The sequence below is a fragment of the Kitasatospora sp. NEAU-69 genome, from assembly GCF_057158765.1.
In genome coordinates this window covers 236,614-248,934 of the sequence record NZ_JBWXUE010000002.1, presented here as the reverse complement: position 1 = coordinate 248,934, position 12,321 = coordinate 236,614, and the positions used below count along the sequence as shown (strand labels likewise).

Sequence of the window (12,321 nt, the reverse complement as noted above, 5' to 3'; positions counted from 1 at the left end):
AAAACGGAAACACCACGAAAACAACCCATTACACCACCCCCCACCCCCCCCCCCCCCCCCCCACGGCCGTTCCCGGGGTAGTCCTCGTTCGACCGGTCCCGGTGCGGCAGTATGTGCGCCATGACGTCGAGCGCGCGTGACGAATCCACCGGGACCGAGGACCGGCCCGCCGGCGAGCCCGGAGCCGGGGCCCCGGTGGCCGTGGCCGAGGGCCCGCAGCCCAACACCGTGGTCGTCCCCGCGGACGAGGACCCGGTCGCGGCGGCCGGCAGCGAGTTCATGGGCGGCCCGCCCGGGCGCCGGGCGCTGCTCGGTGTCTCGTGGTGGGTCCCGGCCCGGTTCCTGGCGCTGGTCACCATCGTCACCTCGGTGCTCGGCATGGTGCAGAAGCTGCCCTGCTACACCAGCGGCTGGTTCTTCGGCGCGACCGCGCAGTACACCCACGCCTGCTACAGCGACATCCCGCACCTGTACTCGGCGCGCGGCTTCGCGGCCGGTCTGCACCCGTATCTCGACCAGATCCCGATGCCCACTCCGGACATGAAGTTCCTGGAGTACCCGGTGCTGACGGGTCTGTTCATGCAGATCGCCGGCTGGCTGACCCCCACCGGCGGGCTGATCCAGGACCGCGAGCGGTGGTTCTGGATGATCAACGCCGGAATGCTGATGATCTGCGCGGTGGTCACCGTGATCGCGCTCACCCGCACCCACCGCCGCCGTCCGTGGGACGCGCTGCTCTTCGCGCTGGCCCCCTGCCTGGCGCTGGACTCCACGATCAACTGGGACCTGCTCGCGGTCGCGCTGACCGCGGTCGCGATGGCGTACTGGTCGAAGAGCCGGCCGGTCTGGGCCGGTGTGTTCATCGGTCTGGCCACCGCGGCGAAGCTCTACCCGCTGCTGCTGCTCGGCCCACTGGTGGTGCTCTGCTGGCGGGCCGGCCGCTGGCGGGCCTTCTGGCAGGCGACCGGCGGCGCCGCCGGTGCCTGGCTGCTGGTGAACGTGCCCATCATGATCGCCAGCTTCGACGGCTGGGCGACGTTCTACACCTTCAGCCAGACCCGCAAGGAGGACTTCGGGTCCTTCTGGATGATCCTGATGCAGGACCGCAACGCCTCGCTGGCCAGCCTCAACACCTGGATCGCCGCGCTGCTGGTGGCCAGCTGCCTGGCCGTCGGCTGGCTCGCGCTGGCTGCTCCGCGCCGGCCGCGCTACGCGCAGCTGGTCTTCCTGGTGGTGGCCGCGTTCGTGGTCACCAACAAGGTCTACTCGCCGCAGTACGTGCTCTGGCTGATTCCGCTCGCGGTGCTGGCCCGCCCGCGCTGGCGGGACTTCCTGATCTGGCAGGCCTGCGAGGTGCTGTACTTCCTCGGCATCTGGTCCTACCTGGCCTACAGCGGCGACTCCAAGCAGCACGGCATCGGCCAGGACTGGTACCACTTCGCGGTGATCCTGCACCTGGTCGGCACGCTCTACCTGTGCGCCATGGTGGTCCGCGACATCCTGCGGCCGGATCGCGACCCGGTCCGCTGGGACGGCAGTGACGACCCGTCGGGCGGCGTGCTCGACCTGGCGCCGGACGTCTTCGTGCTCGGTGCGGCCCGCCGGCTGCGCGAGGAGGCGACGTACGCGGCCTACGCCCCGGCCGCCGGGGAGTGGCTGGCCGACGAGCGGCCGCTGGGTGCCGAGGACGTGCCGGACGTGCCCGACGCGCCGGACGCGCTGCAGGGCTGACCGGCCCCGCGGCGCGTCGGGTCAGAACACCTAGCGGTCCGTCACCCGGTCGAAGTGCGTCGTGGTGTGCCGGACGTTGACGGACAGTTCGTCGCCGACCACCGGCGGCTTGCTGCCGCCGGGCAGGAAGAGAATGCTGACCTGCATGTGCGGTGGCTCGGCGAACCAGAGCTGACGGCCCTCCCACTGGTACGGCGAGAGCGTGCGGTTGACGCTCGCCAAGCCGGCCCGGGCGATGCCCTTCGCGCGCGGGAGCAACCCGTGCACGTATTTCGGGGCCTCCAGGCCGATGCCGTGCGCGGTGCCGCCGGCCAGCACCAGCAGGTGCCCGTCGGACGGCGCCTTGTGCTGGCGGTAGCCGTAGCGCTCGCCGCGTGCGACCGGGGTGACGTCCAGCACGGTCGCCCGGGCCTGGAGCGCGCCGATGTCGCCGAGCCAGAGCCGGGTGCCGATCCGGGACCGGAAGGTGGTCCCCGGGTAGCGCTGTTCGAGCGTGGCGACCCCGGCCGCGCCCAGGTGGCTGAGGTAGACGGTGTCGGTCGGCAGCCCGGCGTTCGCGATCGCGGTGAGCCAGCCGGCGACCTCCTCGACCGAGTCGCTGCCGTCGGGGCGGTCCAGCGGCAGGTGCAGCGCGAAGCCCTCGAAACGCAGGTCGCCGAGTGCCGCACCGAGGTGCGCCAGCTCGGCGACGCCGATGCCGTGCCGGCGCATGCTCGTCATGCACTCCACCACGACCCGCGCGCTGCCCACGCCGGCGGAGCCGGCGGTTCCGGCCAGCGCCGTCAGCGCGTCGATGCTTGCGGCGGTGCGGATGATCCTCCCCCAGCCTTCGGCCGGGGGTGCCCCCGTGGCGGGCAGCTCGGGAGCGTCCTGGCCGGGGCGGTGCGGGGTCAGCACGAGCACGTCGCGCGCAAAGGCGTCGAGCGCCTCGGCGGCCTCGTCGACGGTGCCGACCGCCAGCAGGCCGCTGCCCAGCAGCTCGGCCTCCTGGGCCAGCTGGTGGTTGCCCAGGCCGTAGCCGTTGCCCTTGGCCACCGGGACCAGCCCCGGGAACTCGGCCAGCAGCGCACGCTGATGGGTCCGCCAGCGGTCGGTGTCCACGGACAGCGAAAGGGTCATCGAGCTCTCCTGGAAGTCCCCCCGGCCGGCGGGCCGGGGGAGGCGGTGCGAGGTGGAGCGGTGTCGCGGGGTGAAGCGGTTCTGCGGGTCGGTCAGCGGCGTGACATGTAGAGATCCAGTGCCCTGTGCAGCAGCTTGTTCAGCGGGAAGTCCCACTCGCCCAGGTACTCGGCCGCCTGGCCGCCGGTGCCCAGCTTGAACTGGATCAGTCCGTAGAGCGGGTCGTCCTCGTCCAGGGTGTCGCTGATCCCGCGCAGGTCGTAGCGCGCCGCGCCGAGCGCGTACGCGTCGCGCATCATCCGCCACTGCACCGCGTTGGACGGCTTGACCTCGCGCTTGTGGTCGGCCGAGGCGCCGTAGGAGTACCAGACGTGCTCGCCGACGGTCAGCATCGTGGTCCCGGCCAGCGGCTCGCCCTCGTGGTAGGCCAGGTAGAGCCGCATCCGGTTGGGGTCCTCGGCGGTCAGCGTGGTCCACATGCGCTGGAAGTAGGAGAGCGGGCGGGGGGTGAAGCGGTCCCGCTCGGCGGTGACCACGTACAGCCGGTGGAAGACGGGCAGGTCGTCGTAGCCGCCCTGGACCACCTCGACGCCGCTCTTCTCGGCCTTCTTGATGTTGCGCCGCCACAGCTGGTTGAAGCCGCGCTGCAGGTCGTCCAGCGAGCGGTTCGCCAGCGGCACCTGGAAGACGTAGCGCGGCTGCACGTCGCCGAAGCCTGCGCCGCCGTCGTCGCCCTGCAGCCAGCCCGAACGCCGCAGCCGGTCGGCCGCCTCGAAGGCCCGCGGTTCGTACCAGTCGGGATCGATGTCGCGCAGCCGCTTGGCGTGCTTGCCGGCGATCGCCTCCTTGATGGTGGCCGCCTCCCAGCGGCGGATCACCACCGGCGGGCCCATCTTCACCGAGAACGCGCCCTGCGCCTTCAGGTGCGCGAGCATCGGCTGCAGCCACCGGTCGAGGTCCGGGTCGAACCAGTCGATCACCGGGCCCTCCGGCAGGTACGCCAGGTAGCGCTTCAGCTTCGGCAGCTGCCGGTACAGCACCAGCCCGACCCCGACCACTGTGCCCGAGGCGTCCACCCAGCCGATCGACTCGCTGCGCCACTCGGACTTCAGCTCTCCCCAGGACGGCAGCTGCATGTGGCTGGCCGACGGCAGGCTCCGAACGAAGGCGAGGTGCTCCTCGCGGGTGATCGTCCTCAGACGCAGGCTCATGCTCGGGGTGCTCCTTGGCTGTCGCTTGGCGGTGCTTCGGCTGGTGCTCGGGTGGCTTGCTGCGGGTGACTCGCCGGGGTGATTCGCTGGGGGGACTTCCTGATGACTTCGACTGGTCTGACCCTATCGTCCGAATGGTCCGTTTTCGGCCCTGCTCGGACTCGGCGCCGTCGACGGAACCCTAGGGCGTGCGGCGCCCGGGCTGCGGGCCTGCCGGGCGCCCGGTGCGACGGACGGCGCCCGCCCGGTGGGCGAGCGCCGTCCACGGGGAGCCGGGCCGGTCAGGAGACCCCGCCGAAGAGGCCGCCGTGCGCCAGGCCGACGCCGAATCCGAAGGTTGCCATCGCGAGGGCGATCACGATCACGAACCGCTCGGCCGTGGTGACCGAGATGAACTGCGCCCACAGCCCGGTGATGATCCCGGCGAGGCCGGTCCACGAGCTCAGCAAGTGCCAGCTGTGCACGAACGAGGTGCTGAAGGCCACCAGGCCGAGGATCACGGTCAGCCCGACCAGGGTGTTCTCCCTGGGGTGTGCGTGGCCGTCGGTGTTGAGGGTGAGAGCGGGGAATCGGCGGATGGTCTGTGCCATGGAACCCACCTCCTGCGGAGGGCGAGAGTTGCGCGTGCTACCCGTTCTGCCCAGATTGCGCCGTCTGAGACCCGGGGGCAATCGATGGGCGTTTTGTTCGGCCGTCCGGGTGCAGGTAGGCTGTGCGGTCTGCACTGGTGTACTTGTGCCTCTTGCTGTCCGTTTGCGGGCGGCCGCCCCGCGAGGGGTTGAACAGGCCGCATTGTCGGCGCCGACCACTACGGTGGAACCGGGCCCGGCATTGAGCACCAGTGCCGACGCTGCACAACCCTCCTGCCACGGAGAGACCGTGGCCGCTGAGTCCAAAGGAGGTGGGTTACCCATGCGTCACTACGAGGTGATGGTCATCCTCGACCCCTCGGTCGAGGAGCGCGCTGTCTCCCCCCTGATCGAGAACTTCCTCAATGTCGTCCGCAACGGCGGCGGCACTGTTGAGAAGGTCGACACCTGGGGCCGTCGTCGCCTGTCGTACGAGATCAAGAAGCAGCCCGAGGGCATCTACACGGTCATCGACCTGAAGGCCACGCCCGAGGTCGTCAAGGAGCTGGACCGCCAGATGTCTCTGAGCGAGTCGGTTCTGCGGACCAAGGTCCTGCGCCCGGACACCCACTGAGTCACTGCTGAGACCCCCCGTGGGTCTTGGTGGCTCGCGTCCGATGTTTCACGTGAAACATCGCTGAACGGAACTCCTCCTCCCGAGAGGTCAGCACGCCATGGCAGGCGAGACCGTCATCACCCTCGTCGGCAATCTCGTCGACGACCCCGAGCTGCGCTTCACCCCCTCGGGTGCGGCGGTCGCGAAGTTCCGCATCGCGTCCACTCCCCGCACCTTTGACCGTCAGACGAACGAGTGGAAGGACGGCGAGAGCCTCTTCCTCACGTGCAACGTCTGGCGTCAGCCGGCGGAGAACGTGGCCGAATCGCTGCAGCGCGGCATGCGCGTCATCGTGCAGGGCCGACTGCGCCAGCGGTCTTACGAGACCAAGGAAGGCGAGAAGCGGACGGTCTTCGAGGTCGAGGTCGACGAGGTGGGCCCGAGCCTGCGCTCGGCGACCGCGAAGGTGACCCGGGCCAACCGGGCCGGCGGTCCTGGTGGTGGCGGCGGCTTCGGCGGCGGCCAGCAGCAGGGTGGCGGCGGCCAGGGTGGCGGCTGGGGCGGCGGTGGCGGCCAGCAGGGCGGCGGCAACTGGGGTGGAAACTCCGGTGCCGGCGGCCAGTCCGGCCCGGCCGACGACCCCTGGGCGTCCAGCGCTCCCTCTGGTGGAAACCAGGGTGGCGGCGGCTGGGGTGCCCCGTCCGGTGGCGGCTTCTCGGAAGAGCCTCCGTTCTAAGAGCTGAAAGATTTCGTGCGACCCGGGGCCCGTACTCGGTACGGCCTCGGATCGTGATCCTCATTTGGAGCACACCATGGCGAAGCCGCCTGCTCGCAAGCCGAAGAAGAAGGTTTGCGTCTTCTGCAAGGACAAGGTCAACTACGTTGACTACAAGGACACGAACCTGCTTCGGAAGTTCATCTCCGACCGCGGGAAGATCCGTGCCCGCCGGGTGACCGGCAACTGCACCCAGCACCAGCGTGACGTCGCCACGGCCGTGAAGAACAGCCGTGAGATGGCGCTGCTGCCCTACACCAGCACCGCGCGCTAAGAGAGGGTGACCGAAGAATGAAGATCATCCTCACGCACGAGGTCTCTGGCCTGGGTGGCGCCGGCGAGGTCGTCGAGGTCAAGGACGGCTACGCCCGCAACTTCCTGGTTCCGCGTGGCTTTGCCATCCGCTGGACCAAGGGCGGCCAGAAGGACGTTGACGCGATCCGTCGCGCCCGCAAGATCCACGAGATCCAGACCATCGAGGCTGCCAACGAGTTCAAGGGCAAGCTCGAGGGTCTGCAGGTCAAGCTGGCCGTTCGCTCCGGCGAGGCCGGCCGCCTGTTCGGCTCGGTGACCCAGGCTGACGTCGTCGAGGCCGTCAAGGCCGCCGGTGGCCCGGCTGTGGACAAGCGCGCTGTCACGATCGCTTCGCCGATCAAGACCGTGGGCACCCACAAGGTCTCGGTCAAGCTGCACGCCGATGTCACGGCCGACCTGAACGTCGCCGTCGTCTCCGCCTGAACGCGGTAGTCGGTCACTGAGGGCCGGGTCCTCCCTTCGGGGAGGGCCCGGTCCTCGGGTTTTCGGCTCTCTCCGGCTCGTGGGCTTCAGGCCCGGACGGCGCCGGTCACCAGCCAGCGGCCGGTGCGCACCCGGCCGAGCAGGAAGCCGCCGCGGACCAGCATCACCAGGTTCATCGCCCACCAGAGCCCGGCCAGCCCCCAGCCCGCCGCCGGGACCGCCAGCGCGACCGGCGCGAAGACCGCGAAGGTCGCGAGCATCGCCCAGGCCAGGTAGGGGCCGTCACCGGCGCCCATCAGCACGCCGTCCAGCACGAAGACCAGCCCGGCCACCGGCTGGGTCAGCGCGACCAGCAGCAGCACCGCGGCGAGCTGCCGGCGCACGTCCGGATCCGGCGTGAAGAGCGGCACGTACAGCGGCCGGGCGGCCAGCAGCAGCACGCCGAGCAGGACGCCGGAGCCGATGCCCCACTCGACCATCCGCCGGGTCGCCGCCCGGGCCCCCGCCCGGTCCCCGGCACCCAGGTGGCGGCCGATGATCGCCTGCCCGGCGATGGCTATCGCATCCAGCGCGTACGCCAGGAAGCCCCACAGCGACATCGCGATCTGGTGCGCCGCGACCTGCTGGTCGCCGAGCCGGGCGGCCACCGCGGTGGCCAGCACGAGCACCGCGCGCAGGCTCAGGGTGCGGACCACCAGCGGCCCGCCGGCCCGTGCGCAGGCCCGGATCCCGGCCGGGTCCGGGCGCAGGCCGGCCCGCTCCCGGCGGGCGCCGCGGACCACCACGGTCAGGTAGACGGCGGCCATCGCGTTCTGCGCCAGCACCGTGCCCCAGGCCGAGCCGGCCACGCCGAGGCCGGCGCCGTAGACCAGGCCGAGGTTGAGCGCGATGTTCGCGGAGAAGCCGCCGACGGCGACCGCGAGCGGGGTGCGGGTGTCCTGCAGTCCGCGCAGCACACCGGTCGCGGCCAGCACGACCAGCATCGCCGGGATGCCCAGCGCGCTGATCCGCAGGTACGTCACGGCGTACGGCGCGGCGGTGGCCGAGGCGCCGAGCAGATCGGCCACGGCGGGCGCCAGCAGCAGCGCCAGCAGCACCACGGGGAGGGAGAGCAGCAGCGCCAGCCAGACGCCGTCGATGCCCTGCTGGACGGCCGCACGGCGGTCCCCGGCGCCGATCCGGCGGGCGACCGCGGCGGTGGTCGCGTACGCGAGGAAGACGAAGACCCCGGTGAGCGTGGCGAGCGCGGTGCCGGCCACGCCGAGGCCGGCCAGTTGGGCGGTGCCGAGGTGGCCGACGATCGCGGAGTCGGCGAGCAGGAAGAGCGGTTCGGCGACCAGTGCGCCGAAGGCCGGTACCGCGAGTGCGAGGATGTCCCGGTCCTGGCGGCGGCGTTCGGTGCGGGTCGAGGTCATGGGGGCCACCGTAACCATCCACAGGTGGGCCGTCCGCAGGGTGTGAAAAATTTCTCATGCACAGCCGGTGGAAAGTGTTGTTGCAGGTCAGCGAGTTGACACTGGGTCGATCGTGTGGTTATCCACAGGATCTTCCACAAGCTTGTGCACAGGTTTCGGGCAGTTGTCCACAGCGAAGGCGTGTTCGTCCACACAGCCTGTGGATAACCGGCCCCGATTTCTTTGGTGTCAGGCCCGCCCGACCTTTAGCGTGGTCGCTCATCCGACGCGCCGCACCGCCACCGGCCCCGGCTTGTCGGCAACCTGGCGTAAGAAGGAGGTGGACCCGGTGATGGCCGCGTCCGCCCGTCCCGACCGTTCACAGCACTCGCCTCACCGGCGGTACTCGCAGCACCCGCACCACTCGCACCACTCGCTGATCGGGGAAGACGCGTGACCGGCCCCCAGTACGACGACCACGACGTCCCGCCGCCGCCGGAGGACGACTGGCAGCCGTCCGACGACGCGTTCGGCGCGTTCCCGGCCGACAGCCCCAGCGACCGGCTCCCGGTCTCCCGCAGCCGCTCCGACGGCTCCGCGGGCGGCAAGGGTGGCAAGGGCGGCGGCGGCAAGGGCGACTTCCGCAAGCGCGACGGCGACCGTGGTGGTGACCGGGACGGCGACCGCTCCGGCGGTGTCGAGGGCTTCGAGCGGGTCCCGCCGCAGGACATCCCCGCCGAGCAGTCCGTGCTCGGCGGCATGATGCTCTCCAAGGACGCCATCGCCGACGTGGTCGAGGTGCTCAAGCCGATCGACTACTACCGGCCGGCCCACGAGCTGGTCCACAGCGCGATCCTCGACCTCTACGCGCGCGGCGAGCCGGCCGACCCGATCACCGTCGCCAGCGAGCTCACCAAGCGCGGCGAGCTCAGCCGGGTCGGCGGTCCCGGCTACCTGCACACCCTGGTCAACTCGGTCCCGACCGCCGCCAACGCCGAGTACTACGCCGAGATCGTCCACGAGCGGGCCGTGCTGCGCCGCCTGGTCGAGGCCGGCACCCGGATCGCCGGCATGGGCTACGCCGCCGAGGGCGACGTCGACGAGATCGTCAACGCCGCCCAGGCCGAGATCTACGCCGTCACCGAGCAGCGCACCAGCGAGGACTACGCCCCGCTCGCCGACATCATGGAGGGCGCGCTCGACGAGATCGAGGCGATCGGCTCCCGGGCCGGCCAGATGTCGGGCGTGCCGACCGGCTTCGCCGACCTGGACGCGCTGACGAACGGCCTGCACCCCGGTCAGATGATCGTCATCGCGGCCCGCCCCGCGATGGGAAAGTCGACGCTCGCACTGGACTTCTCCCGCGCCTGCTCGATCACCAACGGCCTGCCGAGCGTGATCTTCTCGCTCGAAATGGGGCGCAACGAGATCGCCATGCGCCTGCTCTCCGCCGAGGCGCGGGTCGCGCTGCACCACATGCGCTCCGGCAACATGACGGACGACGACTGGACCCGGGTGGCGCGGCGGATGCCGGACGTCACCGCCGCCCCGCTCTACATCGACGACTCGCCGAACCTGTCGATGATGGAGATCCGGGCCAAGTGCCGGCGCCTGAAGCAGCGCCAGGACCTCAAGCTGGTGGTCATCGACTACCTCCAGCTGATGCAGTCCGGCGGCTCGCGGCGGGCCGAGAGCCGCCAGCAGGAGGTCTCGGACATGTCCCGGAACCTCAAGCTGCTGGCCAAGGAGCTGGAGGTCCCGGTGATCGCGTTGTCCCAGCTGAACCGTGGTCCGGAGCAGCGCACCGACAAGAAGCCGATGGTCTCCGACCTGCGTGAGTCCGGCTCGATCGAGCAGGACGCCGACATGGTCATCCTGCTGCACCGCGAGGACGCCTACGAGAAGGAGTCGCCCCGGGCCGGCGAGGCCGACCTGATCGTGGCCAAGCACCGTAACGGCCCGACGGCCACGATCACGGTGGCCTTCCAGGGCCATTACTCGCGGTTCGTGGACATGACCCGGGACTGAGCTGATAGGCATAGGTGTGCGATTCGATGCAGTGCCGATGCCGACGACCGTTCAGAGCAGGCCCCGCGACCCGCGCGGCTACCCCGTGCCCGCGATCACGCCGTGGGAACACGACGAACCGCAGTTCGCGCTGACCGACTACGGGCGCAGCGCGGACTGCGCCCGGGGCCGGCTCTGCTCGGTCTGCAACGTGCTGATGCCCAAGGGCCCGGTCTGGCGGGTGGTCGGCGCCGCCGAGAGCGCCGCAATAGCGGACGCGCTGGCCGCCGGGCGCCCCTACCGCAACCTCGCGCCGACCCTGGAGGGCCCGGGGCACCGGGCGTGCATGCTCTACGCCTCGATGGTGTGCCCCTACCTGGCCCGGCCGAACGCCCGCCGCGGCCTGGCGGCCGTGCGGCCGGAGGACGAGCTGACCGCGCACGTCGCCCGTGGCGCGGTGCGCGGGGCGATGGGTGCGGTGGTGGGATTCGCGGACTACGAGTTCGCGGTCACCACCACGCAGGTGCTGTTCCGCTTCGTGGACGTGGTGGAGTTCCTGCCGCACGACACGGCCGACGCCCACCTGGACGAGCTGCGGGCCGAACTGGACCGGCTCGGCGGGGCGCTCGGCGGGCCGGTCGGCTGACCCAGGTCCAGGAGCGCCCGGCCGAGCCGGGTTGCAGTGGTTGCGGGGATGCGGTGTGGCGGGGTGTCTCAGCCCCGGTAGGCGGGCAGGCCGGGGTAGGTCGAGACCTGGGTCGGCGCGGCGGAGCCGTCGGCCGGCAGGGTCGAGATGCCGTGCGGGGTCCGGGCGGCGATGGTCTTGCCGTCCGGCGACCAGGCCGGCTCGGTGTAGTCCGTGGTCGCGTGCGGGGTGAGGTCCTTGGCGGCCCCCGGAGCGTTCAGGTTGCGCTCGAAGAGGTGGTCGTGACCGCCGGTGGAGCGGACGAAGACGACCTCGCCGCCGTCGGGCGACAGAGCGGGCTCGGAGCCCGGGGTCAGCACCCCGCCCACCTGGCGGGTGTAGTCGTCGCGCAGGTAGACGTTGCCGTCGGTGTTCTGGTAGACGGTCGCCCCGTAGGTGCCCTCGCCGCCGCCGTTGGCCCAGGAGTTGCCGGTGGTCGGGTTCGGCTGCGTGCCCGGGTAGTTGCCCAGCGTCAGCTGGGTCGGGCTTGCGTCCACGGCGCCGGCCGGCACGACCATCAGGCGGGCGGCGCCGCCCTGGCCGGCCGTGAAGACGAGGTTGTTCTTGGCCGCACCGGCCCCCGCGACGGCCGGTGCGACCTGCCAGGTCGGGTGCGACCAGGTCTGGCCACCGGGGTTCTTGGCCACCGTCACCCGGCCGCTGCCGTTCGGGTTGGTGAGGTCGAGGTTGCCGGAGCCGTCGATGAACGCGGCCTTGCTCCCGTCCGGCGACCAGGTCAGGTCGCGGACGGTGGTGCCGAAGTTGACCGAGGTGCCGTTCATGAGGACGTACTGGGTGCCGTTGCTGATGGTCAGTGAGCTGTGCCCGGTGCCGTTCACGGGCACGGATGCGGGGGCAGTGGTCGGGACGGGCGCGGCGGGCGGCACGGACTTGCCGGTGGACGCGCTACCGGGCCTGGCCGAGACGGTCGGGACCGTCGGGACGGACGGGGTGAGCGGCTTGGCAGCGGGCGTGCCGGGCACGTCGGCCGGCTGGGTGACCGCGGTCGTCGGTGCGCCGGCAGCGGCGGTGGGTGCGGCGCTCGGGGCCTCGGTCGGCGTGGCGGCGGTGCTGGGAGCGGTGGACGGCTGCGTGGCGGCCGGCGGCGTGGTGGCCGGGGTGGTGCTGACGGCGGTGACCGGGGCCTTGGACGGAGCCGCCGAGCCGGCGGCGGCCGGGGCGCTCGGGGCGTCCGGGCCACAGGCGGTGAGCAGCAGTGCGGAGCCGGTGGTCAGCGCGACGGTGAGCGCGATGGCGGTAGCGGTGTTGCGGCGGCGAATTGCCACGGTGTTCCCCCTGGGATGGCTGTTCCCTGATGCGATTGGCGATCGCGCTTGAGCCGCCCTGTCGTCCCCCGGACCTGCCGTCCCCCCGGACCTGCGTTTCCGTGTCAGCGCCTGCTTGCTCTCTGCGATGAGAGAAGCTTGTCAGCCGATAATCCGCGTGCTGTTCGTCTACTGTCACGACGGGGCAACA

At 71.2% G+C, this 12,321-nt stretch carries 12 protein-coding genes; 7 read left to right on the top strand and 5 right to left on the bottom strand.

Translation table 11 applies throughout. From position 1 onward, the window contains the following. Positions 1-120: 120 nt before the first annotated feature. On the top strand, positions 121-1,731 hold the full coding sequence (locus tag AC060L_RS03215; RefSeq protein WP_483796840.1) for a glycosyltransferase family 87 protein: 1,611 nt from the start codon (positions 121-123) through the stop codon (positions 1,729-1,731). Positions 1,732-1,761: 30 nt separating this feature from the next. Here the strand turns inward: AC060L_RS03215 and AC060L_RS03210 are convergent, their stop codons facing one another. The 3 genes from AC060L_RS03210 to AC060L_RS03200 form a co-directional block, all read right to left on the bottom strand. Further along, the gene (locus AC060L_RS03210) at positions 1,762-2,850 is read right to left on the bottom strand and encodes an alanine racemase (protein ID WP_483796839.1); all 1,089 of its coding nucleotides are present in this window, start codon (positions 2,848-2,850) and stop codon (positions 1,762-1,764) included. Between the two features lie 92 nt (positions 2,851-2,942). Then, positions 2,943-4,061 carry a lipid II:glycine glycyltransferase FemX gene (locus AC060L_RS03205; RefSeq protein ID WP_483796838.1) on the bottom strand — a complete coding sequence of 373 codons (1,119 nt, stop codon included), beginning with the start codon at positions 4,059-4,061 and terminating at the stop codon, positions 2,943-2,945. A gap of 281 nt (positions 4,062-4,342) precedes the next feature. Further along, on the bottom strand, positions 4,343-4,651 hold the full coding sequence (locus tag AC060L_RS03200; RefSeq protein WP_483796837.1) for a hypothetical protein: 309 nt from the start codon (positions 4,649-4,651) through the stop codon (positions 4,343-4,345). A 322-nt stretch (positions 4,652-4,973) separates the two neighbouring features. On the opposite strand from AC060L_RS03200, the gene rpsF reads away from it, so the two are divergent. The 4 genes from rpsF to rplI all read left to right on the top strand — a co-directional run bounded on the left by rpsF (position 4,974) and on the right by rplI (position 6,759). Beyond that, entirely contained in the window at positions 4,974-5,264 is a 291-nt protein-coding gene (gene rpsF, locus AC060L_RS03195; RefSeq protein WP_483796836.1) for a 30S ribosomal protein S6, read from the top strand. 100 nt (positions 5,265-5,364) lie between these two features. Beyond that, a complete protein-coding gene (locus tag AC060L_RS03190) occupies positions 5,365-5,982 on the top strand; it encodes a single-stranded DNA-binding protein (protein WP_483796835.1) in 618 nt (205 codons plus the stop codon). 76 nt (positions 5,983-6,058) lie between these two features. Further along, entirely contained in the window at positions 6,059-6,295 is a 237-nt protein-coding gene (rpsR, locus tag AC060L_RS03185; RefSeq protein ID WP_030304537.1) for a 30S ribosomal protein S18, read from the top strand. Positions 6,296-6,312: 17 nt separating this feature from the next. Next, the gene (rplI, locus tag AC060L_RS03180; RefSeq protein WP_483796834.1) at positions 6,313-6,759 is read left to right on the top strand and encodes a 50S ribosomal protein L9; all 447 of its coding nucleotides are present in this window, start codon (positions 6,313-6,315) and stop codon (positions 6,757-6,759) included. Between the two features lie 86 nt (positions 6,760-6,845). On the opposite strand, the gene AC060L_RS03175 is transcribed toward rplI, so the two are convergent. Continuing rightward, positions 6,846-8,174 (bottom strand): MATE family efflux transporter, encoded by a 1,329-nt coding sequence (locus AC060L_RS03175; protein ID WP_483796833.1) that lies wholly within the window; start codon positions 8,172-8,174, stop codon positions 6,846-6,848. Between the two features lie 432 nt (positions 8,175-8,606). On the opposite strand from AC060L_RS03175, the gene dnaB reads away from it, so the two are divergent. Beyond that, a complete protein-coding gene (gene dnaB, locus AC060L_RS03170; RefSeq protein ID WP_483796832.1) occupies positions 8,607-10,181 on the top strand; it encodes a replicative DNA helicase in 1,575 nt (524 codons plus the stop codon). 37 nt (positions 10,182-10,218) lie between these two features. Next, on the top strand, positions 10,219-10,806 hold the full coding sequence (locus AC060L_RS03165; protein ID WP_483796831.1) for a hypothetical protein: 588 nt from the start codon (positions 10,219-10,221) through the stop codon (positions 10,804-10,806). Between the two features lie 68 nt (positions 10,807-10,874). On the opposite strand, the gene AC060L_RS03160 is transcribed toward AC060L_RS03165, so the two are convergent. Further along, the gene (locus AC060L_RS03160) at positions 10,875-12,131 is read right to left on the bottom strand and encodes a TolB family protein (protein ID WP_483796830.1); all 1,257 of its coding nucleotides are present in this window, start codon (positions 12,129-12,131) and stop codon (positions 10,875-10,877) included. Between the last annotated feature and the right edge of the window lie 190 nt (positions 12,132-12,321).